At 70.3% G+C, this 23,478-nt stretch carries 22 protein-coding genes and 1 pseudogene; 7 read left to right on the forward strand and 16 right to left on the reverse strand.

Features of this window, described 5'->3' with window-relative positions:
• The first annotated feature begins 3 nt into the window (after positions 1-3).
• Positions 4-717, forward strand: coding sequence for an FCD domain-containing protein (locus HC031_RS30100; RefSeq protein ID WP_205863435.1), 714 nt, complete (start codon positions 4-6; stop codon positions 715-717).
• A 36-nt stretch (positions 718-753) separates the two neighbouring features.
• Here HC031_RS30100 and HC031_RS34630 read toward each other — a convergent pair whose 3' ends face one another.
• The 7 genes from HC031_RS34630 to HC031_RS30135 all read right to left on the reverse strand — a co-directional run bounded on the left by HC031_RS34630 (position 754) and on the right by HC031_RS30135 (position 7,606).
• Entirely contained in the window at positions 754-1,173 is a 420-nt protein-coding gene (locus HC031_RS34630) for a cupin domain-containing protein (RefSeq protein WP_205863436.1), read from the reverse strand.
• Positions 1,174-1,225: 52 nt separating this feature from the next.
• Positions 1,226-2,647: an NAD(P)/FAD-dependent oxidoreductase gene (locus tag HC031_RS30110; protein ID WP_167928837.1), complete on the reverse strand. Its 1,422-nt coding sequence runs from the start codon at positions 2,645-2,647 to the stop codon at positions 1,226-1,228.
• A gap of 71 nt (positions 2,648-2,718) precedes the next feature.
• A complete protein-coding gene (locus tag HC031_RS30115; protein WP_338090904.1) occupies positions 2,719-3,915 on the reverse strand; it encodes an ABC transporter ATP-binding protein in 1,197 nt (398 codons plus the stop codon).
• A complete protein-coding gene (locus tag HC031_RS30120) occupies positions 3,905-4,705 on the reverse strand; it encodes an ABC transporter permease (protein WP_167928838.1) in 801 nt (266 codons plus the stop codon). The genes HC031_RS30115 and HC031_RS30120 overlap by 11 nt, the downstream gene beginning before the upstream one ends.
• A complete protein-coding gene (locus HC031_RS30125; RefSeq protein ID WP_167928839.1) occupies positions 4,702-5,658 on the reverse strand; it encodes an ABC transporter permease in 957 nt (318 codons plus the stop codon). The genes HC031_RS30120 and HC031_RS30125 overlap by 4 nt, the downstream gene beginning before the upstream one ends.
• A gap of 9 nt (positions 5,659-5,667) precedes the next feature.
• Complete coding sequence (locus HC031_RS30130; RefSeq protein ID WP_205863437.1) at positions 5,668-6,807, reverse strand: ABC transporter substrate-binding protein; 1,140 nt, start codon at positions 6,805-6,807, stop codon at positions 5,668-5,670.
• Between the two features lie 199 nt (positions 6,808-7,006).
• Positions 7,007-7,606 carry a helix-turn-helix domain-containing protein gene (locus tag HC031_RS30135; protein ID WP_167928840.1) on the reverse strand — a complete coding sequence of 200 codons (600 nt, stop codon included), beginning with the start codon at positions 7,604-7,606 and terminating at the stop codon, positions 7,007-7,009.
• Between the two features lie 402 nt (positions 7,607-8,008).
• Between HC031_RS30135 and HC031_RS30140 the strand changes: the two genes are divergently transcribed.
• Positions 8,009-9,235 (forward strand): S8 family peptidase, encoded by a 1,227-nt coding sequence (locus HC031_RS30140; RefSeq protein ID WP_240943214.1) that lies wholly within the window; start codon positions 8,009-8,011, stop codon positions 9,233-9,235.
• Positions 9,236-9,315: 80 nt separating this feature from the next.
• Here HC031_RS30140 and HC031_RS30145 read toward each other — a convergent pair whose 3' ends face one another.
• The gene (locus tag HC031_RS30145) at positions 9,316-10,548 is read right to left on the reverse strand and encodes an NAD(P)/FAD-dependent oxidoreductase (RefSeq protein WP_167928842.1); all 1,233 of its coding nucleotides are present in this window, start codon (positions 10,546-10,548) and stop codon (positions 9,316-9,318) included.
• Between the two features lie 84 nt (positions 10,549-10,632).
• Positions 10,633-11,229 (reverse strand): GTP cyclohydrolase I FolE, encoded by a 597-nt coding sequence (gene folE, locus HC031_RS30150; RefSeq protein WP_167928843.1) that lies wholly within the window; start codon positions 11,227-11,229, stop codon positions 10,633-10,635.
• Between the two features lie 92 nt (positions 11,230-11,321).
• Between folE and HC031_RS30155 the strand changes: the two genes are divergently transcribed.
• Positions 11,322-12,023, forward strand: a complete 702-nt coding sequence (locus HC031_RS30155) for a helix-turn-helix transcriptional regulator (protein WP_338090905.1) — start codon at positions 11,322-11,324, stop codon at positions 12,021-12,023.
• 173 nt (positions 12,024-12,196) lie between these two features.
• On the opposite strand, the gene HC031_RS34160 is transcribed toward HC031_RS30155, so the two are convergent.
• Positions 12,197-13,435, reverse strand: coding sequence for a M23 family metallopeptidase (locus HC031_RS34160; protein ID WP_277349850.1), 1,239 nt, complete (start codon positions 13,433-13,435; stop codon positions 12,197-12,199).
• Between the two features lie 97 nt (positions 13,436-13,532).
• Positions 13,533-14,264 carry a DUF11 domain-containing protein gene (locus HC031_RS30165; RefSeq protein WP_167928844.1) on the reverse strand — a complete coding sequence of 244 codons (732 nt, stop codon included), beginning with the start codon at positions 14,262-14,264 and terminating at the stop codon, positions 13,533-13,535.
• A gap of 133 nt (positions 14,265-14,397) precedes the next feature.
• Between HC031_RS30165 and HC031_RS34635 the strand changes: the two genes are divergently transcribed.
• Positions 14,398-16,086, forward strand: a complete 1,689-nt coding sequence (locus tag HC031_RS34635) for a diguanylate cyclase (protein WP_167928845.1) — start codon at positions 14,398-14,400, stop codon at positions 16,084-16,086.
• A 71-nt stretch (positions 16,087-16,157) separates the two neighbouring features.
• Here the strand turns inward: HC031_RS34635 and HC031_RS30175 are convergent, their stop codons facing one another.
• Together HC031_RS30175 and HC031_RS30180 are read right to left on the reverse strand one after the other, a co-directional pair.
• Positions 16,158-17,324, reverse strand: a complete 1,167-nt coding sequence (locus HC031_RS30175) for a sodium:calcium antiporter (protein ID WP_338090906.1) — start codon at positions 17,322-17,324, stop codon at positions 16,158-16,160.
• A gap of 301 nt (positions 17,325-17,625) precedes the next feature.
• A complete protein-coding gene (locus HC031_RS30180; RefSeq protein ID WP_167928847.1) occupies positions 17,626-18,390 on the reverse strand; it encodes a YcnI family copper-binding membrane protein in 765 nt (254 codons plus the stop codon).
• Here HC031_RS30180 and HC031_RS30185 point away from each other — a divergent pair.
• Entirely contained in the window at positions 18,389-18,544 is a 156-nt protein-coding gene (locus HC031_RS30185) for a hypothetical protein (RefSeq protein WP_167928848.1), read from the forward strand. The two genes, HC031_RS30180 and HC031_RS30185, sit on opposite strands and share 2 nt — an antisense overlap.
• On the opposite strand, the gene HC031_RS30190 is transcribed toward HC031_RS30185, so the two are convergent.
• On the reverse strand, positions 18,537-19,715 hold the full coding sequence (locus HC031_RS30190; protein ID WP_338090907.1) for a hypothetical protein: 1,179 nt from the start codon (positions 19,713-19,715) through the stop codon (positions 18,537-18,539). The genes HC031_RS30185 and HC031_RS30190 overlap by 8 nt on opposite strands.
• 774 nt (positions 19,716-20,489) lie before the next feature.
• Here HC031_RS30190 and HC031_RS30195 point away from each other — a divergent pair.
• Together HC031_RS30195 and HC031_RS34950 are read left to right on the forward strand one after the other, a co-directional pair.
• Positions 20,490-21,464, forward strand: coding sequence for a diguanylate cyclase (locus HC031_RS30195; protein WP_167928849.1), 975 nt, complete (start codon positions 20,490-20,492; stop codon positions 21,462-21,464).
• Positions 21,461-21,514, forward strand: a pseudogene (locus HC031_RS34950) (hypothetical protein); the annotation flags it as partial. The gene HC031_RS30195 and the pseudogene HC031_RS34950, both read left to right, overlap by 4 nt.
• Positions 21,515-21,678: 164 nt before the next feature.
• On the opposite strand, the gene HC031_RS30205 reads toward HC031_RS34950, so the two are convergent.
• Positions 21,679-22,332, reverse strand: a complete 654-nt coding sequence (locus HC031_RS30205; protein ID WP_167928850.1) for an HAD-IA family hydrolase — start codon at positions 22,330-22,332, stop codon at positions 21,679-21,681.
• A gap of 80 nt (positions 22,333-22,412) precedes the next feature.
• The gene (locus HC031_RS30210) at positions 22,413-23,186 is read right to left on the reverse strand and encodes a TIGR03089 family protein (protein WP_240943215.1); all 774 of its coding nucleotides are present in this window, start codon (positions 23,184-23,186) and stop codon (positions 22,413-22,415) included.
• Between the last annotated feature and the right edge of the window lie 292 nt (positions 23,187-23,478).

The following is a 23,478-nucleotide window of genomic DNA, read 5'->3' on the forward strand; positions in this document are numbered from 1 at the left end:
GTCGTGAAGAAGGTTCTGGTCGAGGGCACCCTGATGAACAAGGTCGGCGACGCGCTCCGGTCGGCGATCCTGTCCGGCGAACTGGTCGCCGGACAGCTCTACTCGGTGCAGGACCTGGCCGACGTGCTGGGCGTTTCCCGGACGCCGGTACGGGAGGCGCTGATCCGGCTGGCCTCCACCGGCATGGTGCGCTTCGAGCGTAACCGCGGGGTGCGGATCCTCCGGAACACGGCCGAGGATCTAGAGGAGATCTTCGAACTGCGGCTCCTGCTGGAGGTGCCGGCGGCCCGGCAGGCGGTCGCGCGGATGGCCGACGACGACGTCGCCGAGCTGCGGAGATGCCTCGACGGCATGAACGACGCGGCGGCGGCCGGCGACGAGGCGCGCCTCATGGAGTCCGACCGGCGCTTCCACACGATCATCCTGGAGGCGGCCGGCAACCGCCGGCTGGCCGCCTTCGTCGACAGCCTCCGCGACCTCGTGCAGACCAGGGGAGTGTCGACCGCGGGCACCTCCCGTACGCTGCGCGACATCGCCGACGAACACGTCCCGGTCCTGGAGAGGATCGAGGCGCGGGACGCCGACGGCGCCGCCGGCGCCATGCGCTCGCACGTACTGCAGACGGCTGCGCTGCTGCTCAAGCAGGAGTTCGGCGCCGGCGCGGACGCCGTCGACGCGTGGTCGGCCGAGGTGGGTGGCGCAGCCGGCCGGGGTTGAACCCCGGCCGGCGCGATAATCACACGGTCGCGGCGATCAGACGGTCGCGGCGCCGCCGATCAGGACGTACGTCTTGCGGATCTTCTCCCGTACCACCCAGGTCCCGCGCCATCCGAGGGGCAGCACGAGCAGCGAGCCGGGTCCGATCTCGGCGCTCACGCCGTCCTCGCCCGTGACGGTGCCCGAGCCGCTGAGGATCTGGCAGACCTCCGTTAGGTCGGGTCTGGCGGCGGTGAACTCGCCCGGGTCGCACTCCCAGATGCCGGCCGAGGTCGGAGCGGCGGACTGCCAGACGGCCAGCGCCGACTCGACCTGGCCCGTCAGGCTCGTCGGCTTGGGCTGCGCGGCAGGCAGCGCCGCCGCGTCGGCGGCGACGTGCCGCAGGCTGGCAGGGGCCGTCGCGGTCCCAGGGGCCGTCGCGGTCTCAGGGGCCGTCGCAGTCTGAGGATTGGTCACGTTGCTTCCTTACCTGTCGTTACCTGTCGTTACGTGTCGTGCGTTGGGTGGCTCAACGGCCGGTGATCATGTTCGCCACGCGGGCGATCCTGCTGGTCCGGGGCAGATCCCGCTGGTACTCACGGCGGTCTGCGGTGCGGTAGAGGGCGTACATCGCCTGGACGCCGAGCCACCGCAGCGGCTCCGGCTCCCACTGCCGGACCCGCCGCCCGACCCAGGGAAGCCTGGTCAGCTCGGTGTCCCGGTGCAGCACGAGATCCGCGAGCGTACGACCGGCCAGGTTGGTCGTGGTCAGTCCACTGCCGACGTAGCCGCCGGCCGTGCCCAGGCCGGTCGAGCGGTCCAGGTCCACGGTGGCGCACCAGTCGCGCGGCACGCCGAGGACGCCGCACCACGCCTGCGCGATGGGGACCTCACGAACCGCGGGGAACATGTCGTGCAGGAGTGCGGTCAGCGCCTCGATGGTCCACTGCTGGGTGGCGCCGCGGTCGTCGGTACGCGAGCCGTACCGGTACGGGATGCCCCGGCCGCCGAGCGCGATGCGGTCGTCGGCGGTGCGCTGGGCGTACATGTAGGCGTGCGCGTAGTCGCCGAGCAGTTCGGCCCCGTTCCACCCGATCTGCGCCTTCACCGACGCGGGCAGCGGCTCGGTGACGACGATCGAGGAGTTCATCGGCAGCCAGTTGCGCCGCTGACCCTTGATGCTGGCGGTGAAGCCCTCGAGGCAGCGCAGCACGATCGGCGCCTGTACGGTGCCGCGGTTCGTCCGGGCCGTCTGCGGGCGGATCTCGGTCACGGTCGTCTGCTCGTAGATGGTGACGCCCATCCGCTCCACGACCGCGGCGATTCCCTGCACGAGCTTGGCGGGCTGGACGCGCGCGCAGTGCGGGGTGTACATGCCCGCGCGAGCGTCCTCGACGACGATCCGCTCGTCGAGCTCCTCCTTGCTCAGGTACACGAAGTCGTCGGGGCCGGCACCCCAGGTGCGCTCGAACTCGATGCTCTCGTGCAGCCGGGCCGTCTGGGCGCGGTTGCGCGCGACGTGCACCAGGCCGTCCTTGACGATGTCGGCGTCGATGTTTTCGGCCCGGGCCACCGCGATGACCTCGTCGACCGCCTCCCGCATGGCCCGCAGGAGGTCGACGACGCCCTGATGGCCGTGGGTCTTGGCGTAGCCGGGACGGGAGCCGGCCAGCTCCGAAGAGAGCCAGCCACCGTTGCGGCCGGACGCGCCGAAGCCCGCGAACTCCTTCTCCAGGACGACGATCCGCAGGTCGGGCTGCGCCTTCTTGAGGTAGTAGGCCGTCCACAGCCCGGTCAGCCCGGCACCGACGATGCAGATGTCCGCATCGCGGTCACCGGGCAGCGGCGGACGGTACTCCGGCAGCCGGGTGCTGGAGTACCAGTACGAGACGCCACCGTTGGGGATGGCGCCGAGGTCCTGTCCGCCGGCCTGCTGTATCGCGTTACTCATAGCTTTACTCCACATGTTTGCGTGCGGTGCCGCGTTTGCGTGCGGTGCCGCGTTTGCGTACGGTGCCGCGGCTAGTTCGCCGTCCGGGTGGGTGTGTTGTCGTGCGAGGGCGTAGCGGGCAGCACCGCCGCGTCCTCGGGTCGGAACGTCAGCCACACCTCATCGCCGGGCCGGCTGCCGCTGAGGTCTCCGGCGGACTCGCGCACCAGGACCTGGGTGCCGTCGGCCACCTCGACAGCGAGCTTGCGGGAGTTGCCGAGGTAGATCTCCTGGCGGACCCGGCCCCGTACCGCGTTGCCGGCCGGCGCCGACTGATCGACTCCGGCCTGATCGGCCGCTGCGCCGTCGATCGGGTGGACCCGGATCCGTTCCGGCCGTACCACCAGCGCCGCCGGCTCGCCCGCGCGCGCGTGGCCCCGGCCGGCGCGGAGTGTACGGTCGAGGGCCCGGACGCCGGCGCCGTCGGCGCCCTCGGTCGCCACGCCGTGGAACAGCGAGGATTCGCCGAGGAACTGCGCGACGAACAGCGTGCTGGGGCGCTCGTACAGGTCTTCGGCGGTGCCGACCTGTTCGATGCGCCCGTCGTTGAAGACCGCGATGCGATCGGACAGGACGAGCGCCTCGTCCTGGTCGTGCGTCACGTACACGAAAGTGGTGCCCAGCTCGCCATGGATGCGCTTGATCTCGAGCTGCAGCGAGTCGCGCAGCTTCTTGTCGAGCGCACCGAGCGGCTCGTCCATGAGGAGGACGCGCGGGCTGTACACCATCGCGCGGGCGAGCGCCACGCGCTGTTGCTGTCCGCCGGAGAGCTGCTGCGGTCGGCGGTGGCCGAGATGGGCGAGCCCGACCGTCCTGAGCGCTTCGGTCACCAGCGCCTGGCGCTCCGCTTTGGGCACCTTCCGCTGGCGCAGCGGGTACGCGACGTTCTCGCTGACCGACATGTGTGGGAACAGCGCGTAGTGCTGGAAGACCATGCCGATGTTGCGCTTGTGTGGCGGCAGCGAGTGGACCGGCCGGTCGTCGATGAGTAGCTCGCCCGAGGTCACGTCGACGAACCCGGCGATCATGTTCAGCGTCGTCGTCTTGCCGGATCCGCTGGGCCCGAGGAGCGTGAGGAACTCACCGGGGCGCGCCTCGAGGTCGATGGCGTCCACCGCCGTGGCGGTGCCGTAGCGCTTGGTCAGCCCTTTCAGGGTGATCGACGCCCCGTGTGCGGACAGGGCTCCCTGCGCGGACGGGCTCCCCGGTGTGGAGACATCAACGGACACGGTTCCTCCGAGCGATGTAGAGGGTCGCGGCCAGCGTGGCCACGGTGGTGAGAGCCAGGATGAGCGTGGCGGCGGCGGCGATCGTCGGGTCGGTGTCCCGGGTCACGGACGCGTACATCTTCACCGGCAGGGTCTGCAGGTAGGGGCTCTGGATGAACAGCGACATGACGACCTCGTCGAAGCTCGTCACGAACGCGAACAGCGCGCCCGACAGTACGCCCGGAGCCACGAGCGGAAGGGTGACCTGCCGGAACGTGGCCCACCGGTTCGCGCCGCAGATCGCTGCCGCGTTCTCCAGCCGCCGGTCGAAGCCCTGCAGGCTCGCCGTCACCGGGATGACGACGAACGGCAGCGCCAGCACGCTGTGCGCGACGACGAAGCCGAACGTGGTCCCCAGCAGCTGTGCCTTCAGGAACAGCGCGTAGAGCCCGATCGCCACCACGATGACCGGCACGATCATGGGTGCCAGCAGCACGGCCCGCAGCGCCTGCCGGCCGCGGAACGCCGACCGGGTGAGCGCCACCGCGGCGGCCGTTCCCGACACCGTCGCGACGACGACGACGAGCAGTCCGACCTTCAGGCTCGCGGTCAACGCGTCGAGCCAGCTGGGGTCGTCGAAGAAGTTGCTGTACCAGCGCGTCGACCAGCCGGTCGGCGGGAAGGCGAAGGACGGCTTGTCCGACAGGCTGAGCGGGATCACCACCAGCGAGGGGGCGACCAGCCAGAGCGCGACGAGGGCGCAGAAGACCGCGAGCAGGGACTGCCATACCCGGGTGGAGGTCTTGTTCATCGCGCCGCACCCTCGATCGACGTGGCCTCAATCGACGTGGCCTCGATCGACGTGGCCTCGGAGGCCTTGGTGTGCCGCCTGGCCGACTGGCGGATCGAGAGCATGAGAACCGCGAGGATGGCGAAGGTGACGACCAGCAGAACAGCACCCATGGCCCCTCCTCGACCCCATTGCAGGAGTACGTTCACCTGCGTGTAGAGCTGTTGGCTGATCAGCGAGTCGCGCGGCGAGCCGAGCAGCGCCGGCGTGACGTAGAAGCCGAGGCTGCTGATGAACACCATGAGCGAGCCGGCTCCGACTCCCGGCAGCGACAGCGGCAGCCAGACGCGGACGAACGAGGTGAGGGGGTGCGCCCCCAGGCTCGACGAGGCCAGGATCAGCCGGCGGTCGATGGTGCTCATCACCGCGTATAGCGGCATCACCAGGAACGGCAGCAGGATCTGACTCATGCCGATGATGACGCCGAGATTGGTTCTGATCAGCTGCGGGTGCCCGAGGCCGAGCGCGGTCAGGAGATGCTGGACCGGTCCCCGGTCCTGCAACAGGATCACCCAGGCGAAGGACCGCACCATCAGGCTCGTCCAGAACGGGACCAGGACCAGCAGGGTGAGCGCGGCCCGCAGCTTCGGGCCGGCGGCCACCATCGCGTACGCGTACGGGTAGCCGAGCAGCAGGCACACGACCGTCACCTTGAACGCCGTGGTGAAGGTCCGGAACAGTACCTGTCGCTGGACCCGGTCACCCACGTACCAGGTCAGGTTGTCCAGCCCGGGATGCGGGTCGGTGAACGCGCGCCACAGCATGATCCCTAGCGGCACGAGGAACACGCCGAGCAGCAGCACGATCGAGGGCGCCAGGAGGGCGAGGCGGCCCCACCGCTCGGATGGGGCCGCCCGACGACCGGCTGGTACGCCTGGGCTCGTGGCTTGCGTGAGAGCTTCGACGACAGCCATCGACCGTCCTCAGCCGTTCAGCCAGTTGGTGTAGGCGGTCACCATCGCGTCGTGGTTGTTGGCCCACCACGTGTTGTCCACCTTGAACATGTCCTTCTGCCGTTCGGGCGTCGTGGTCAGGAAGGACTTCGCCAGGTCGTCCAGGGTGGGCTTGGCGTCGACGTTGACGGGGCTGTAGGAGGTGAGCTCGGTCAGCTTCGCCTGCTGGTCGGCGCCGAGGTAGTAGTTGAGCAGCGCGAACGCGGCCTTGGGGTTCTTGGCCCCCTTCGGCACCGCGATCGCGTCCGCCTCGGGCATCCACTGGTCCCAGATCGGCTTGTACGGCGCGCCGTTCTTGACCGCGGAGTAGGCGCGACCGCTCCAGAGCAGCTCCATGTCGACCTGTCCGGACTCCAGGAACTGCTGCGACTGCGCGCCGGTGGACCAGAACACCAGGTCCTTGCGGATGGTCGACAGCTTCTTCAGGGCGCGGTTGACGTCGATCGGGTACATGGAGTCGGGTGCGACGCCGTCGGCGAGCAGCGCGCCTTCGAGGATGCCGGGGTCGATCTCACCGGCGCTGCCCTCGAGGCCGCGCTTGCCGGGGAACTTCTGGGTGTCGAAGAAGTCCGCCCAGCTCGCCGGCGGGTTCGCGCCGTACTTCTTGGTGTTGTACACCAAGATCATGCCGTAGCTCATCGCCGGGATCGAGCACTTGTCGGTCATGTGCCCATCGGGGATCTTGCTGGTGTCCACGATGGAGGTATCCAGCGGCAGGAAGAGCTTCCCGCACTGCTGCGCGGCGAAGATGTTCGTGGTGTCGATGACGTCCCAGGTGACGTTGCCCGCGGTCACCTGCGCCTTGACCTTGGCGTTGTCGGTCGGGCCGTCCTGGAGGATCTTCGCGCCGGACTCGTTGGCAAACGGGGTGATCGCCGCCTTCGTCTGCCCGTCCTGGTAGATGCCGCCGTAGGACACGAAGGTCAGGGTGGTTCCCTTGAGCGCACCGGCTTTCACGGTGCCGGCCTTCGCCGGGCCGGAGCCGAGGTCCGGGCCCTTGCCGCTGCCGGCGGAGCCGCCCCCGCCGCACGCGGCGAGCAGTAACGAGGCGGCGAGCGCGCCTCCGGCCATCATCGCCCGGCAGCCCCGGGCGGACATCAACCTGTGCATGACGGTCTCCTTTTCGAATATGGGTACGTTCGACCGCGGCCGGTGCGGGGACCGGGCCGTACGGCGATTCGGGTGTGAGGGGTCGGTCGGGCGATGGCTCGGCCGTGCGATGGTCCGGCGCGGGAAGGCCGGTGTGTGGTGCCCGGTGTCCGGTGTCGTCAGTGCGCGGTGACGCGTGGATGCGGGCGGGGCGCCGGCGTCAAGGAGCGCCGTCCGGGGTGGGCGGACTGATGATCCACAGCACCGCGGCCGGGTGCTCGCCGGTGTTGCGGATGGCGTGCGGCGTCGAGGTGCGGTATTCGGCGCTGTCGCCGACGTCGAGGGGGTACTCGACACCGGCGAGCGTCAGGATCACGGTGCCGGCGGTGACGACGAGCATCTCCTGGCTGTCGCCGTGGGTGAACGGGTCGCCGGTGTCGCCGCCGGGGAGGAACTCTCCGGCGTAGACCTCGAGGTCGCGAAGGGGTTTCTGGGACAACAGGTACTTGGATGTCAGCGTGCTGGCGTGTATCTCGGGCCGCTCCGCGCGCCTCAGCACCCGGGGCCGGCTCGTGTCGACGTCGGTGAAGAGGTCGGGCAGGGTGATGCCGAGCCCTTCGGCGAGCTTGCGAAGGGTGCCGATGCTCGCGTTGACCTGACCGCGTTCGAGTTGGCTCAGAAAGCCGGGGGAGGTCTGCGCCTGCGTGGCCAGGGCGCGCAGACTCATCCGGCGGGTCAAGCGGAACTCGCGGATGCGCGCGCCCAGGGACTCCTCCGGCGTCGGCCCGCCCTTGCCAGGCAGGGCACCATCAAGGTCCATGCGAACACCCGTTCCGCTACAGGCACGATACGTTCTACATCAACGAACACCGTGTTCGTTAGGTCACAAGGTAGGCAGCCGTCGACGGATGCACAAGACCCCAATGCGATGAATCCTCCCGTGTCCGGTCAGCGGTTATCCCGATAGGCCGATCTTGGACACCTGGCGGTGCCATGGGCCCGCTACGTGTCCAAGATCTGCGAGGTTGAATCTTTCCGAGTCCGCTACGTTGACTGAAGTTATCTTTAGATGTCTATATGCCCTGCTCTGACCGTGGCACCGTGACCTTCACGCCGGCCTGCCACGCGGGCCGCGTCGGGTGATGGCCGAGGGCGGACGACGCGCCGCCAGAAAGCGGAGGGCAGGCAGATGGAACTCAGGTTCGGCCGGCACCGTCGCCGCTTGCGGCGCCATGAGGCTCTGCTCGGCGGCCTGAGCGCGGCCGCGGTCGTCGCGACGGTTGTGTTGATGGGCAGCGCCAACGCCGCGACGACCGCAGGCACGGCCACATCCGGCACGGCGACAGCCACCGGTGAGATTCGCGGGGCCGGCGCGCCCGACGCGGTCCGCGGCAGCTACATCGTGGTGTTCAAGGACGACATGGTGCCGTCCACCGCCGTCGACACGATGGCGCGGAGCATGGTTGCCAGGCGCGGTGGTGCGGTCCGGCAGACGTGGGCCGCCGCGGTGCACGGCTTCGAACTTCGCGCGGGCGCGCAGACGGCCCGGCAGATCGCTGCCGACCCGCGGGTGGCCTACGTGGAGCAGAACCGCATCCTGCGGATCTCCGCCACCCAGAACAACCCGCCCGCGTTCGGGCTGGATCGGGTGGATCAACGCAACCTCCCGCTGGACGGGAAGTTCACCGCACCAACCACCGCGTCCAACGTCAACGCCTACATCATCGACAGCGGAATCCGCGTCTCGCACGTCGACTTCGGCGGCCGGGCCTCGTTCGTCTTCAACGCCGTCGGGGACGGCATCAACACCGACTGCAACGGCCACGGTACGCACGTCGCAGGTACCGTTGGCGGATCGACGTTCGGCCTGGCCAAGCAGGTACGGCTGTTCGCGGTGAAGGTGGTCGACTGCAACGGTGCCGGTGACGTGGCGAGCATCGTCAACGGGGTCAACTTCGTCACCCGCAACGCCGTCAAGCCGGCGGTCGCCAACATGAGCCTCGGCGGCGGCGCCAGCGCCACGATCGACCGGGCCGTCAACGCGTCCATCGCCTCCGGCGTCACCTACGCCATCGCCGCCGGCAACGAGAACCAGAACGCGTGCAACGACAGCCCCGCACGGGTGCCCGCCGCGATCACCGTCGGCGCGACCGATCAGAACGACGCCCGCGCCAACTTCTCCAACTTCGGCGCCTGCGTCGACATCTTCGCACCGGGCGTGAACATCAGGTCGGACTTCGCCAGCGCCGACAACGCCACCCAGGTGCTGAGCGGCACGTCGATGGCCACCCCGCACGTGACCGGTGCGGCCGCGCTGGTGCTCGGGCTGCACCCCAACTTCGCCCCGCAGCAGGTACGCGACACCCTCGTCACCAACGCGACCCAGAACGCGGTCGCCAACGCCGGCCCCGGCTCGCCGACGGGGCTGCTGTTCGTCGCGCAGAAGTGACGGCCGAGGCTGTCACCGCGGTGCGGTCCGGGACTCCGCGGTGACAGCCCATCGGCGTGTCACACCCCGTCGAGAGGGCATCACACCTCGTCGAGAGGGACGTCCGGGTCGGCCAGGCGAACCGGGTCGACCGGCCGCGCGGAGCGGATCAGCCGTCGGACCGGGTCGGTGACATCCCAGACGTTGACGTTCATGCCGGCGAGCACCCGACCAGCTCCGGTCCAGAAGGCGATGTACTCGCGCCCGGCGAGGTCGCCGCGGATCACCACCCGGTCGACCTCGTCGGGCGCGGCGTACCCCGTGTACTCCATGCCCAGGTCGTACTGGTCGGTGTAGAAGTAGGGCAGCTCGTCGTAGCTGACCGGCCGGCCGAGCATGGCGCGGGCCGCCGCGGGGCCGCCGGTCAGGGCGTTGGCCCAGTGCTCGACGCGGATCCGGCGGGCCAGGAGCGGATGGTAGGCGTTGGCGACGTCACCGGCGGCGTAGATGTCGGGGTCGCTGGTACGCAGTGACTCGTCGACGAGTACGCCGTTGTCGACGGCGAGCCCGGCCTCTTCGGCGAGCCGGGTGTTCGGGCGCACGCCGACGCCGACGACGGCCACGTCGGCGGGCAGTTCGGTGCCGTCGGCCAGCAGGACCGAGGAGACGCGGCCGGTGCCGGGAAGCTCGCGGATCTCACGGATCTCCGTACCGAAATGGAAGGTGACGCCGTGGGCGCGGTGCAGGTCTGCGAAGGTGCGCGCGATCATGTCGCCGAGCACCCGTTGGAGCGGGAGCGAAGCGGTCTCGACCACGTCCACGGCAGCGCCCCGCCGGCGCGCCGCGGCCGCCACCTCCAACCCGATCCAGCCGGCCCCGGCGATGACGATCCGAGCGTCGGTGACCGCTGCCGCGGCGATGCGGCGGCTGTCGGCGAGGGTGCGCAGCGTCAGCACCCCGTCCAGCTCGGCGCCGGGCACCGGTAGCGTGCGGGGAGCGCTGCCGGTAGCCAGCAACAGCGCTGCGTACGCGATGCGCTCGCCGTCGGCGAGGTGAACCTTCCGGCCGGCGCGGTCGATGCCGCTGACCCGGGTGCCGGTGCGCAGGTCGACGTCGTGGGTGGTGTACCAGTCGGCGTCGTGGACGAACACGCTGTCCGGCTTCTCGGTGCCCAATAGCAGGCCCTTGGACAGCGGTGGCCGCTCGTACGGTGGCTCGGGCTCGTCTCCGATGAGGACGACCGGGCCGTCAAAGCCCTCGTCGCGCAGGGTCTCGGCGGCCTTCGCCCCGGCGAGCCCCGCTCCAACGATCACGAATGCGCCGTCTGCTGGCATTGCGTGCCTCCGTTTCCATGGTCCGTCATTGCCATGGTCCGTCGTTGCCATGGTCCGCCGTTTCCACGGTCCGTGTGCGTCCCGTCAGCGGGGTCCGATCCCGGCGAGGGTGAAGAACTCCGCGCGGGAGCGGGCGTCGTCGCGGAGGGTGCCCAGCAGGGTGGAGGTGATGGTGGTGGTGCCGACCGCCTGGACGCCGCGGAGGGTCATGCACAGATGCTCGGCCTCGATGACCACGCCGACGCCGCGCGGGTGCAGGTGCGTGGTCAGCCAGTCGGCAACCTGTTTGGTCAGGCGTTCCTGAACCTGGGGGCCGTGGGCGAACAGTTCGACCACGCGGGCCAGCTTGGACAGGCCCAGGATCCGCTCGCCGGGCAGGTATCCGACGTGCGCCACGCCGATGAACGGCAGCAGGTGGTGTTCGCAGACCGACCGGATCGGGATGGCCCGGGCGAGGACGAGCTCGTCGTAGCCCTCGTCGTTGTCGAAGGTGGTCAGCTGGAATTCGCGCGGGGTGAGCAGCTCCGCGTAGGCCCGCGCCATTCTGGCCGGAGTGTCGGCGAGCCCGTCCGCGTCGAGGTCCACGCCGAGCGCGGTCAGGAATGCGGCGGCGGCGTGCTCGGCGGCGGCCGGGTCGCGGCGGGGACGGTGGTGGGTGACGTGCAGCGCGGTGATGCTCATGTGCTCCGCCTTCCCTGCGCTGGGTTGAGCCCTCATGGTGCATCGGACGGCGCCGAATTTCAACAGCAGATGTTGGTGATAATCTGTCCGGTGTGAGCGTGGGGAAGAGCTGGAGCACCGGCCGCTGGGGTACCGGCCGATGGAGCACGGTGGCGGCGCTCGTCGACCGTTCCCGACGGGCGCTGTACGAGTACGTGCGGCGCGCCGGTCACCCGGTCACCCGCGAGGAGGCTGCCGAGGCGCACGGCATGTCACGAAACCTGACCGCCTTCCACCTCGACAAGCTCGTGGACGCCGGGCTGCTGTGTGCGCGCTACGAGGCGCCGGCCGACCAGCCCCGCGGGCGCGGACGGGCGCCCAAGGTGTACGAGCCGGTCGGTGACGAGGTGGCGATCACCATCCCGGAACGCCGTTACGAGCTCATCGCCGAGATCCTCGCCGACGCCGTCGTCGAAGACAGCGCCGACGCCGTACGTACGGCGCACCGGCACGCCAGGGAACGCGGGCGGGACCTCGGCACCCGGGTGCGAGCCGCGGCGGGCGACGGCAACAGCGGTGGCGCCGATGACATCGCCGCAGCCCTTGCCGCGCTCGGTTTCGAACCTCAGGTCGAACCGGGCCGGGTCCTGCTGACCAACTGCCCGTTCCATGCCCTGGCCGGCCGGCACCCCGGCCTGGTCTGCGGCCTCAACCATGCTTTTGTCGCCGGCCTCGTGGAAGGTGGCGCAGTCACCGGCGCGCAGGCCCGGCTCGATCCCCGGCCGGGAATCTGCTGCGTCCACATCGTCTGGTGACACCCGGCGCTCACCGGAGTGTCCATGAGCGGACCGGCGTACCCGAGCCAGCGCGGTGTCCGGTCCGGCGCCAGCATCATCGGCACGCCGACCGCGACCGCGATCGTGATGGCGATCGCGATTGCGATCGAGCAGGGCCAGGGTTTCAGATCCAGGGGTTCAGATTCAGGGCTTCAGATCCAGGGCATCGGGTCGACGGGGCGGCCGCCCAGGCGTACCTCGAAGTGCAGGTGCGGTCCGGTGGCGGCGCCCGTCGACCCGACCAGTCCGATGACCTGTCCGGCGCTCACCTGCTGCCCCGACGAGACAAGGATCTTCTGCTGGTGTCCGTAGCAGGTGGTCAGCCGCTGACCGTCCGCCTGGCCGTGTTCGATACACGTGTAGTTGCCGTACCCGCCGTTCCAGCCGGCCTGGACCACGCGGCCGGCCGCGGCGGCGACGATCTGCGCGCCCGCCGGTGCGCCGATGTCGACGCCGGCGTGCAGCTGCCAGACGTGGTAGTACGGGTCGAACCGCATGCCGAACGGGCTGGTGATCGGGCCGGGCGCCGGCCGGCGCAGCTTCCCGCCCCCGTACCCGGCCGTCGTACCCGTACCCGCAGCCGCAGCCGCGCCCGGCGCTGGCGCGGCCATCGCCTGTTGCGCCTGGCTGTTGACCTGCCGCTGCAGGTCCAGCGCCTCGGTCTGCCGGCGCGCGAGCTCGGCGCGGCCGGCATCGACCGCCGCGGTGAGGGCGAGTACCCGGCCTTCGGGGGTACCGACGGCGCCCTGCGCGGCAGCGGCGCCCGGCCCGGTGGGCCCGGCCCCGTCGGTGAGCAGCGCGACGAGCGGCGGGACCGAACCGACCTGGCGCTGCGCCGCCGCGAGATCTGCACGGGTCCGGATGAGGACGTTCTGGAGATACTGCTCGCGGTGCTGCACGTCGCTCAGCTGGGCGACGAGGCGGGCCTGCGGCGTGGTGGCCGGGTCGACCGGCGGCTGCGGGTACAGGTCGGCGCCCGGATCGGCGGCGATGATGCCGGCAGCGTCACCGGGCGGCACGATGGCGCCGGGCGTGGACGCCGTGGGGGCTGGTACACCCGGCTGCGGCGCCGGCTGCCCAGCGGCCGGCCGCGTCCCCGGCGAACCGCCGGCCGGCGCAGCCGGGCTGCCCGGTGCGGCGGGTACGGGCTGGACGGGCGTCGGCGCCGGGGTCTTGACACGCGGTGGCGGCAGCAGTGACGGCAGCGGTGGCAGCGGGGCGGTGCTCGGCGTCGGCAGGGGCAGTGGCAGCGGGGCGGTGGGCAGCGGCAGCGGTACCGGTAGCGGGACCGGCGGCACGCCGGCGTGCGCGGGCACGCTCGATGACACGACGAGCGTCGCGGTGACAGCCGCCGACAGCGCGCCACCCACGTACCATCTCACGTTCCTCATAGCCGCCGCCCTCATCGCCGCCGCCCTCATAGCCGCCGCCTCGCCGGTCCCGTCGTTACGGTCTTCCCTTTATCTATCTGCCCAGGTCACCGAAGTGTCACACGCCACGCGCGCCACCGTCGTCGCCATCCGCCGGCGAGGGGCGCCGCCGGCGCCGAAGGACGATGACGAGCGCGGCCACCACCAGTACGGCGAGCACGCTCAGCGCGACGACCACGACCGGGCTCATCCCGTGCGCCGGTGCCCTGCTCGCCGCCGGCTCGGCCAGCGGCCGCCCGCTCGACGGCGCGAGGGGCGCCGTGCTGCCTCCGGGGACGAGGTACGCGTTGCTCGTGACGTTGTTGGTCGGGTCGGCGTCGGCCGCGCCGGCGGTGATGTTGACGAGGTTCTGCACCAGTGCGCCGCCGGCGGTGCCGGAATGGACGGTCCCCGTGATCGTCACCTGTGGGCTCGACGGGCCGGCCGGGCCAGTGCTGTTTGTACCCGCGAAGTCCAGGTTGCCCAGATCGCACACGACCGTGAGGGGCGTGACGATCGGGCAGCTCCCGGCGCTCGCGTTCGCCGCGACACCGTCCAGGGCCACCGTCGTCGTGAACGTCACCCGCACGGCCGGCAGGCTGCCGGTGCCAGTCGCCGACAGCGTGATCGTGTGGGTGACCCGTTGGCCGGGTGGGGCGCCGAACGGCGTCGAGCTGAGCGTCGGCGTGACATCCACGCCGGTCCCCGCCGCCGCTGCCGGAGTCGACCGGGCCAGCGCCGGCGCCACGAGCGCCGATCCGGCCACGGCCGCCGCGACGGCCGCGACGTGAGCTGCACGAACGAGCCACATGCGGGTACCTTAACCAGCTTTCTGCCACAAGATCGTCGGTACTGAGATCGTCGGTACTGAGATCGACCGTCGCTGAGGTACCCGATCGCCCGACATCGCTAAACCGGCGAGCCGGATAGCCGATCCTGAGAGGGTGAACACGCCACGGCCCGCGCAACGGGTACCCGTCACGGGGGCCGACGCCGCGCTGGACGAGGCCGCCGAGCGTGCCCGGCTCACGGCCGCGCTCGATGACGCGGTCGCGTCGCAGCTGGGGTTCGACCCCGGCGCCGCCTTCGCGCTCGCGACCGAGGTCGAGCGCGCCGCCGAGCGACTCGCTGACGACGCGCTACGGATGCGGGCCCGGTTGCTGCGCGCGTACGCGATGGATCGCAGCGGTGACGCCGGCTCCTGCGGTCGGCTCGCATGGGAGGTCAACCGCTGGGCGGCCGAGCACGGACACCGACCCCTGCTCTCGCTGAGCCACCGGCGGCTGTCGACCGTGTACCTCCAGCTCGGTGACCTGGCCTCCTGCCTGGACCACGCCGTTCAGTGCGTGGAAATGCTCGACGACACCACCAGGCCGCACGAGCGGGCCAACTGCCTCATCGTTCTCGGCGACGCGCTCGGCCTGACCGGAAGCCTCGACGAGGCCCGCCGGCGCTACCGGGCCGCGGAGGAGATTCTGGCCGGTATCGGAGACGTCGAGCGCCAGCTCGTGGTGCTCAACAACCTGGCGGCGACCGAGTACGACGCGGGGGAGTGGGACCGGGCGTGGTGGGCCGCCGAGCGGATGGTCGCGCTGGCCGACGCCAACGAGCTGCCGCTGGACGCCAACTACCTGGACACCGTGGCGCGCGCCCAGATGGGGTTGGGCCGGTACGGCGACGCCGCCCGGACCTTGGAGAGCTGGCTGGTGCCCACGGGCGTGGAGGACCTGGCGCCGGACGTCTCGGCCGAGATCGGGCTCACCCTGGCCGAGGTGCAGCGCCTACAGGGCGACCTTCGGCAGGCGCAGACCACCCTGGACCGTTGCCGTCAGCTGTGCGATGAGCGGGGGCTGGCCGGCCTGCGGGTACGGGTCCTCGCCGAGCAGGCTGAGCTGTACGCCGCGGCTGGGGAGTTCCAGCGGGCATTCGAGACCCACAAGAGCTTCCACGCCGCCCACGAGGAGCTGCGCTCGCAGGAGCGGGAGGCGCAGGCCCGGATCCGGCAGGCGATGTTCGAGACCGAGGAGGCCCGTCAGGAGGCGGCGCGGTTCCGCGACCAGGCCCGGCGGGATCCCCTGACCGGGCTGCGCAATCGACGTTTCGTCGACGAGAACCTGCCGGCGCTGCTCGCGCGGGCGCGCGACAGCGGGGCTCCGCTCACCGCGGCGCTCGTCGACCTCGACCACTTCAAGCGGATCAACGACACCCTCTCGCACGACGTCGGCGACCAGGTGCTGGTCACCGTGGCCGGCCTGCTCGCGTCCGCCGTCGAGGGGCTCCTCGACGGGCACGTCGAAGGGCACGTCGAAGGGCACGTCGAGGAGCGCCCGGAGCGGTCGGCGGGTGGCGCCGCCGAGGCCGGCGCGGGCGGATTCGCGGCCCGGCTGGGCGGCGAGGAGTTCGTCCTCGTGTTCACCGACACCGGCGCCGAGGACGCGGTGCGCCGCCTCGAGGACGTACGGCTCGCGGTCAGCTCGTACCCGTGGTCGCCGATCACCGGGGACCTCGCGGTGACGGTGAGCATCGGGGTCGCCACGGCCGGGCCGGACAGTACCCAGCGGAGCCTGCTCCAGCAGGCCGACCAGAACCTGTACGCGGCCAAGCGCGCCGGCCGCGACCGCGTCGTCAACTGAGTCGTTCACTGGGATCGTTCGTCGGGTCATTCGCTGAGTCGTTCACTGAACAGGTCCGGCGCCACCGCCGGTCAGGCGAGGACGGGGACCAGGCAGGCGGCGAAGACGAGGTAGAACACGGCCGCGAACGACAGGGCCTTGGCGGTGAACCTCCGTACGCGCAGCAGGGTCAGCAGGTACCCGATCGCGGCCATGGTCACGATTCCGGAGATCACCAGTGCCGGGGTGAAGTGCCACGGGGTGAACAGCAGGCCCAGTCCGCTCGGAACGGTGGCCTGGATCATCATGGCGCCCGAGATGTTGGCCAGGGCCAGCCTGGTCTTGCCCTGGCGGACCCAGATGATCGCGTTCATGATCTCGGGCAGCTCGGTCGCGATCGGAGACAGCAACAGCGCGGTCACGGCGGCCGGCAGCCCGAGCATCGGCCCGATGGCGTCGAGCTGATGGACGAAAAGCTGCGACGCGCCGAAGATGACGGCCAGTGTGGCCAGGGTCTGTACCGCGATCGCCCACGTCGCCGGAGTAGCCCGCCGGCGCTGAAGCAGCAGCGGCTCCAGTTCCTCGCCCTCGCCGTGCTCGCCGCCGCCGCGGATCTCGCGCCAGAAGTACACCGCGTAGGCGGCGAAGAACAGCAGCCCCAGCCACGGTTTGATCGCGAACGCCACCAGGCCGAGGGCCACCTTCACGACGAAGATGGCGAGGAACCAGCGCTGGTCACGGGCCAGCTTGGGCAGGTCCCCGGCGTCGATGTCCCCGGTGTTGACGTCCCCGGTGTTGACGTCCCCGGCGTTGACGTCCCCGGCGTTGACGTCCCCGGTGTTGACGGCCCTGGCATTGACGTCCCTGGTGTCGCTGTCGCCGGGGTCGACGCCGCCGCTGGCGGGTCGGTCGCCGGCCGGTACGGGCGCCTTCGTGGTGGACCCGGTGGCTCGGGCACGGCGGCGGCGGGCCAGCAACATCCAGCCGGTCACGCCGTACGCGACCGTGGCGAGCGCCAGCGGGCCGCCCATGGCGGCGCCGACCCCGATGTCCTTCTGGGTGCTGCCGGTGCCGAACACGACGGCCACGAACGTGACGACGCTCTCGGGCAGGGCGGTGCCGAACGCCGCGAGGATGGTGCCGACGGCGAGCGGGCCGACCTTTAGCCGTTGACCCAGCCACTCCACGGCGTTGATGAACCATTCACACGCCAGGTAGATCACCGCGGCGCACGCGATCAGCAGTACGAAGTGAATCACTGCGGAGCCCGGTATTCCTTCCCGCGTCGCGCGCGGGTTCGAGCTCTTATGCGCAGACCTCGACCACGCGGCGACGCATACGTCACCAATCGGCCGAAGGTCTCGTCCACCACTGTCGGGTGGCCCGGCCACCGGGAGCCGGTAGGGCTCCAGCATGTCGACGACCGGCGAAAGGACTACTCCCCTTCAAGGGCTCCGATTCTAGCCGGTAATCGCGTGGTTCCGAAGGAGTTTCAGGTCACACTCGATGCCTCGCCCGTCGGGCGCTGCACTACTTGACGGGACTACTTGACGGGCGCGCCTACTTGGAGGGCGCGGGACCGGCCGGGGAGGCGCGGCGAACCGCTCGCAGGATGATCCAGGCGTCGAGGCCGAGCCCGGCGACCAGGCCGACGAGTAGGCCGGCGCCGAGGATGCCGTACGTGCCGCCGCCGTCGCCGGACCCGCCGTTCGGCGCGGCCGCCGCACCGTTGTCGGACTGGCCCCCGGATTGACCGCCGTCGCCGTGCACGTGGCTGCCGTTCGGGTCGCCGTTGCCGGCCGCTCCCTGGTTGACCAGCGTCACCGTCGGTGCGGGGTTGGCCGACTGGTCGGCCCACCGTACGACGAGGCCGTCGGAGTAGGTCTGCACGACCGTGAACGTGGTCCGGCTGGTGTCCGGCATCGGTCCGAGGGAGACGGAGAGGTCGATCGGGCTGGTCGGGCTCGACGGCGGGGTGCCGATCCGGATCCAGGTGACCTCCGACGGCACCTCGGTCGTGGTCGTGCCGTGGATGAGCTGAGCCGGGTGGTCCAGCTTGCGCATGGTGGTGTTCGGGGCCCAGTCGTTGACCGACATCGGGTAGATCTCGGCGATCGGCGTGGCCTCCGGCGGTATGAGCTCGACTCTCGTCGTGTACGCGCCGGGGCGGTCGTCGGAGATGTGGAAGGTCAGCTCGGCCGGGCCACCCCGAGGCGCTTCGGACGGGCTGACGGTGACGTCGGCGGCCGCGGGTCCGGCGAACCCCAACACCGCCACCAGGGCGGCGCCGAGCGTGACCAGCCAGGTGCGCCAGTTGCGAATCATGGACCTGCTCCTCCTGCGGACGCTGCTGCCGACGGCTCTGCTCATGACGGCGCTGCTCATGACGGCGCTCCTCATGACGGCGCTCCTCATGACGGTGTGGTGGGGGCACGGACCGGCCGGCCCGTGCCCCCACCACCTGGCTGTCATCAGTTGACGGTGATGCGTACCGCGTCGAAGGCGGGGATCTCGTTGGCGCGCTGCATCATCGGGATCCGGTGGCTACCGTCGCCGGCCCACGAGGCGCACTGCGCGACGCCCCGCTGTGGAAGGCCGGGCACGTTGATGACGATCTGGTCGGGCTGGGCGCTACCACCGTTGTCCTCGGTGGCGACGAAGAACGCGGGCGGCGGCGACGGGTCCGGCGCGGCCTGGGTGTTGTCGAGCATCCGGCAGGCGGTGTGGAAGTGACCGCGCGTCAGGCCCTGGGCGTCCAGCAGCGACATCTCCACGTAGTACCCGCCCTTTGCGGCGGCGAGGAACCGGTCGCGGATGAGGTTGCGGGTGCTGACCCGGATCTGGAACGGCTGACCGGCCTGTACCTGCTGGGGCGCCTGGGTGATCAGCAGCGACGGGTTCTTCGCGGCGTCGCCGACCTCGCCCATGTTGGTCGCCACGCACCGGTTGCCGTTCTGGAAACCGTCGTGCGGCTGCAGCTTGCTGCTGCCCTGGCACTGCTGGGCGAGGATGCCGAGGTTGTTCGGGTCGTTGACGTTGGGGTTCTTGCCGCCGTTGTTGTTCTGGCCACCGTTGTTCTGACCACCATTGTTGCCGCCGTTGTTCTGACCGCCGTTGTTCTGACCGCCGCCGTTGTTGTTGGCGACGTTCACCGTGCAGGCGGCCAGCCCGCCCAGGTTGTTGGCCTGGGCTCCGGTGCGGTTGAGCGCCGTGGTGATCCGGTTCAGCGTGGTGGCGCGTGCGTTCTTCAGCGGAGCCAGGATCTGGTTGTTGATGAACGTCTGGTTGGCCCGCTGGTTGGCCGCCAGCTTGTTGTTGGCGTTGGCGATCTGGGAGTCCAACTGGGCCAGATCCTGGTCCACTGCGGACTTGGCCGCCGGCGGCACATTCGGCAACTTGTCGGCGACGCTCGGGCAGTTCACCGTCTTCGTCTGGGCCGCGGCCTGGGTGGCCTGCGGGCAGCCGGCGTTGGGCTGCTGGCCGTCACCCCAGTGGCTGCGGACCTGCCGGCCGTTCTGCACGGTGACGGTGTCTTGCTGGCCGTTGGGTGCGGCCGCGCCGGGAGCCACCGGGCCGCACTTGGCCGAGGCCACAGGGCGCAGCGTCTTCGCGGACGACACCCGTTGCACGGTCAGGAGGGCGCCGAACACCACGAGGACGGTAGCTACCGCGGCGATCCGTTTGTTTCTGCTGGCGCGTAAGCGTCCGCGCCGTTGAGCCGACCGGTCCATCTGCGGCTACCTTCTCCTTCGCGTCCGTAGGCGGCGCGGTGGGCAGGCGTCGTCCGAGGGTCTGTGGGGCACCGGCATGTTCTCCGGGTTACGGGATGTGCCCACTCTCATCTGCGACGAGTCCACGCCGTAGCTTCCGGGAATGGACACTAAAAGCGGTCCGGATAAGGCGTCAAGTGACGCCGTGAGAATTAAAGTTCCAAAGCAACATTTAATCGAGACTTATGCTTTTTCGTTGAACCGAACCGGCTCTTCGATTTCGCCGGTCGCGCCGCGTGGCGGGCCACGTCGCCGGGAAGACGGCGAGGTCAGGGCGCACGTACGCGGAGTACGTGATTCGAGGGCGTTTATGTCTGCCAGGAAATGACAGGTCCTCGTCACGCAATTTGATTCAATTCCAGCGAGCGGCGCGTCAGTCGCCAGTATTGCAATTTACGGCACGTCGGGAAAGGGGTTGGTCCGGTTGTTTCTAGTCGCCGGTGAACGGCTGCGGATTCGTCGCCGGTTCGGCTCAGCCGCGCCGGTCCGCGGTCGAGAGGGCATGCCTTCCGCGCCACCGGCACGGGTCGACCCCGGTCGCGCACCGAAGCGCGGCGGTCCCGCCGGGCTCGACGTGCTTGCCGAAATAGGCCGGGGAGCAGCCGGGTCGCCAAGGGCGTGTTCACGCCGGACGACGTCGACATCCTGTCCGCGGTGACACATCACGTCGCGGTCGCCCTGGAGACCGCCCGCGCCGCGCAGTTGGAGGTCGCGGTCGAGGCCGCAAACCGGCAGCGGGACCTGGCCGAGACGCTGCGCGAGGCGATGACCTGGCTCAGCGGCACGCTCGACCCGGACGCGGTGCTACGGCGCCTGCTGGCGACGGTGACCCGGGTCCGGGGCGGCGAGCGCGCCTGGCTGTTGCTCGGTGGCGTGGACGCGACGTCCGTGGACGCGACGGCCGTGGTAGCGACGGCCGTGGAAGCGGCGGCCGCGGCGGCCGTGGTAGCGACGGCCGTGGACGTGCCTGCCGGAGACGCGTCCGACGCCTTGGTTGTCACCGATCCGGACCTCGCCAGGCTGCTGGAGGTCGACCGGCCCCGGGCGTACGGCGGGGAGGAGGGCTGGCCGCGGCCCCTCGGCGAGGGCGCCGATCGGCCGGCCTGCTGGCTGGCCGTGCCGCTGGTGGCGCGCGACGAGCGCCTCGGGGTGCTGGTACTGGCGTCCGCCCGGCCGGACGCGTACGGCGACGCCGACACCGGCATCGTCGCGGCGCTGGTCAGCCAGGGCATGGTCGCCTACGAGAACGCGCGGCTGTTCGCCCAGGTCCACCACCTCGCCACGGTGGACGGACTCACCGGTGTCGCCAACCGGCGGCACTTCTTCGACGTGGTCTCGCGCGTGGTCGACGTGGCGCGACGCCGGCAGGCATCGCTCGCGGTCGTCATGCTCGACATCGACCACTTCAAGGGGATCAACGACACGTTCGGCCACCGGGTGGGCGACGAGGTGATCCGCGGCGTGGTCGACCGTCTGCGGCGGCAGACCCGCGACACCGACGTGCTGGCGCGCTACGGCGGCGAGGAGTTCGCTGCCCGACGGCGGACCGCACGCCGCGGACACCGCGGAGCGGCTGCGCGGCCGTGGCGAGCGCGCCGATCGAGACCCGGGGTGGGCCGGTCGAGGTGACGACCAGCGTCGGGCTGGCGTACCTGTCGCCGTCGGACACCGGTCTGGACACGCTGCTCGTCCGCGCCGACGAGTGCCTGTACACCGCAAAGCAGAACGGCCGCAACCGAGTGGTGGTTCGCGACCGACGCTGCACGGCCGGACTGTCGGCGCCTCTGGATTGTCAGCACCCCTGGATTGTCAGCACCCCTGGATTGTCAGCACCCCTGGATTGTCAGCACCCCTGGATTGTCAGCGCAGCAACTGCGGCGGTGACATCGTCGACGATCGCGTCCGGTGCGTGGATGATCGAATCCCAGGTGCGACCACGGCGCATCCAGATCGTGCGTAGCCCGACGTCCCGACCGCCCGCCACGTCACGCACCGGGCAGTCGCCGACCATCCAGCCACCGTCTTCGAGCCGAGCTTCACAGCGCTGCGCCGCGACCTGGAACATCCGAGGATCCGGCTTGGCGACGCCGACCTCCTCCGAGATGGCGAGGGCGTCGATGTGCGACTCCAGACCCGTACGTCGAATCTTGGCCGATTGCTGCGCGGTATTACCGTTCGTCGCAATGGCCACCCGCCAGCCCTCCCGACGCAGCCGGTCCAGGGCGAGAGGCACCTGCGGATCCAACTCGACCAGCGCGACGATCTGCTCGCGAAAGCTGGTCACGAGCACATCCAACGGCTCGTCCAGGCCGTACCGCTCGCGAACCGCGGTGAGAAACCGCGGGCGCGGAACGAAGCCGTCACCGTCGGCGTTGACCAGCCACTGAACCTCTCCCGGCGCAAGCCCGTGCTCGGCTACGAACTGTGTGGCCCAACGCCGGAACGGCACTTCACGGTCGAGAAGAGTGTTGTCCAGGTCGAAGATCACCAGCGGCACGCCACGACCCTATCCCGCGCCGTCGGCACGGGTGAGTTCGTACATGCGTTTAGAGGGGTAGCAGCTTCAGAGGGGTGGCACTAGAGAACGCGGGTGACGCGTTCGGCGGACGCCCGAGCGGCGACCGCTTCGGGGGCGAGGTTGGCACACAGCACCACCGAGGCGCCGACGGCCAGCGGAGCCAGCAACCACTTCACCGGATGCTCAGTTTCGGCCGCGTTGATCAGCAACCGGTCGCCGGCGCGCAGGTCAAGCGATTCGGCAACCTCTCTTGCGAGGGAGCCCCATTCCCGGTAGCTGGTGCCGTCGACGCTCGCCGGGTCTGTCCGCCGGACCAGCGCATACGTCGGGAGGTTAGCCGGGTACCGGCGGACCTCGGCGATGTAGTCCCGGTACCCGACAGGAACCCCGCTCAATGGGGCCGCAGCCGGGGCGAGGCCGAGAGCGAACCGGTGGTGCGCCTCGGGCACGTCCTCCAGCCAGTTGTCCAGCCGATCGCGCGCGACGAAGGTGACGTCCAGCGGCTCGTCCGCGCCTGGCTCGAGCACCGGCAGGCCGGCGGTCGCAGCCAATCGGAAGGAAACCGCGACCCCGACCGACCAGGCGCCGAGCAGTACGGCAGCAGTCTGCCAGTGCGGCGGCAGCAGCACGGCAGCCCGACTGCCGACACCTAACCCGCAGCCCTCACGTAGCAGACCGGCGGTCCGCGCCGCCCAGCCGCCGAGGGCCGACGCGGAGAGCTCGGTGCGCTCGCCGGTCGCATCATCGCAGAAGGTCAGCAGCGCCTGATCGGCTTCGGCTGGCACGCCCGCGCCGAGCAGAGTAGGTACGTCAACGGCGGCAGGTACGTCCATCGGGCACTCCCGGAAGCGGCACGCACGGTCCGAGCGACCCTATCAAGGGCGGCGGCACAGAGGCCCGTATCAACGAAAACACCATCGAACATGCGTACGAGAAACGTCGTACCGCATCGGTAGTGTCTGGTTCGTGGATGAGGCGTTGGCGGTGCTCGACCGGGCTGTGGTGCGGTGCCGGTCGGCGTCGGTGTGGGCGTGGTCCGACGCCGAGCTGGTCGACTCGTTGGACTACATGCACACGCTTATCCAGCAGCTGACCGCGTTCCAGCTTCGGCTGGTCCGCGAGGTT

Origin of the sequence: Planosporangium thailandense, assembly GCF_011947195.1 — a bacterium.
Classification (GTDB): Bacteria; Actinomycetota; Actinomycetes; order Mycobacteriales; family Micromonosporaceae; genus Planosporangium; species Planosporangium thailandense.

Excerpts from the sequence above, each read along its gene's own strand:
- HC031_RS30110 (WP_167928837.1), bottom strand. The coding sequence starts at position 2,647 with ATGAGTAACGCGATACAGCAGGCCGGCGGACAGGACCTCGGCGCCATC.
- HC031_RS30120 (WP_167928838.1), bottom strand. The coding sequence starts at position 4,705 with ATGAACAAGACCTCCACCCGGGTATGGCAGTCCCTGCTCGCGGTCTTC.
- HC031_RS30125 (WP_167928839.1), bottom strand. The coding sequence starts at position 5,658 with ATGGCTGTCGTCGAAGCTCTCACGCAAGCCACGAGCCCAGGCGTACCA.
- HC031_RS30130 (WP_205863437.1), bottom strand. The coding sequence starts at position 6,807 with ATGCACAGGTTGATGTCCGCCCGGGGCTGCCGGGCGATGATGGCCGGA.
- HC031_RS30135 (WP_167928840.1), bottom strand. The coding sequence starts at position 7,606 with ATGGACCTTGATGGTGCCCTGCCTGGCAAGGGCGGGCCGACGCCGGAG.
- HC031_RS30145 (WP_167928842.1), bottom strand. The coding sequence starts at position 10,548 with ATGCCAGCAGACGGCGCATTCGTGATCGTTGGAGCGGGGCTCGCCGGG.
- folE (WP_167928843.1), bottom strand. The coding sequence starts at position 11,229 with ATGAGCATCACCGCGCTGCACGTCACCCACCACCGTCCCCGCCGCGAC.
- HC031_RS34160 (WP_277349850.1), bottom strand. The coding sequence starts at position 13,435 with ATGAGGAACGTGAGATGGTACGTGGGTGGCGCGCTGTCGGCGGCTGTC.
- HC031_RS30165 (WP_167928844.1), bottom strand. The coding sequence starts at position 14,264 with ATGTGGCTCGTTCGTGCAGCTCACGTCGCGGCCGTCGCGGCGGCCGTG.
- HC031_RS30185 (WP_167928848.1), top strand. The coding sequence starts at position 18,389 with ATGGACCTGCTCCTCCTGCGGACGCTGCTGCCGACGGCTCTGCTCATG.
- HC031_RS30180 (WP_167928847.1), bottom strand. The coding sequence starts at position 18,390 with ATGATTCGCAACTGGCGCACCTGGCTGGTCACGCTCGGCGCCGCCCTG.
- HC031_RS30210 (WP_240943215.1), bottom strand. The coding sequence starts at position 23,186 with ATGGACGTACCTGCCGCCGTTGACGTACCTACTCTGCTCGGCGCGGGC.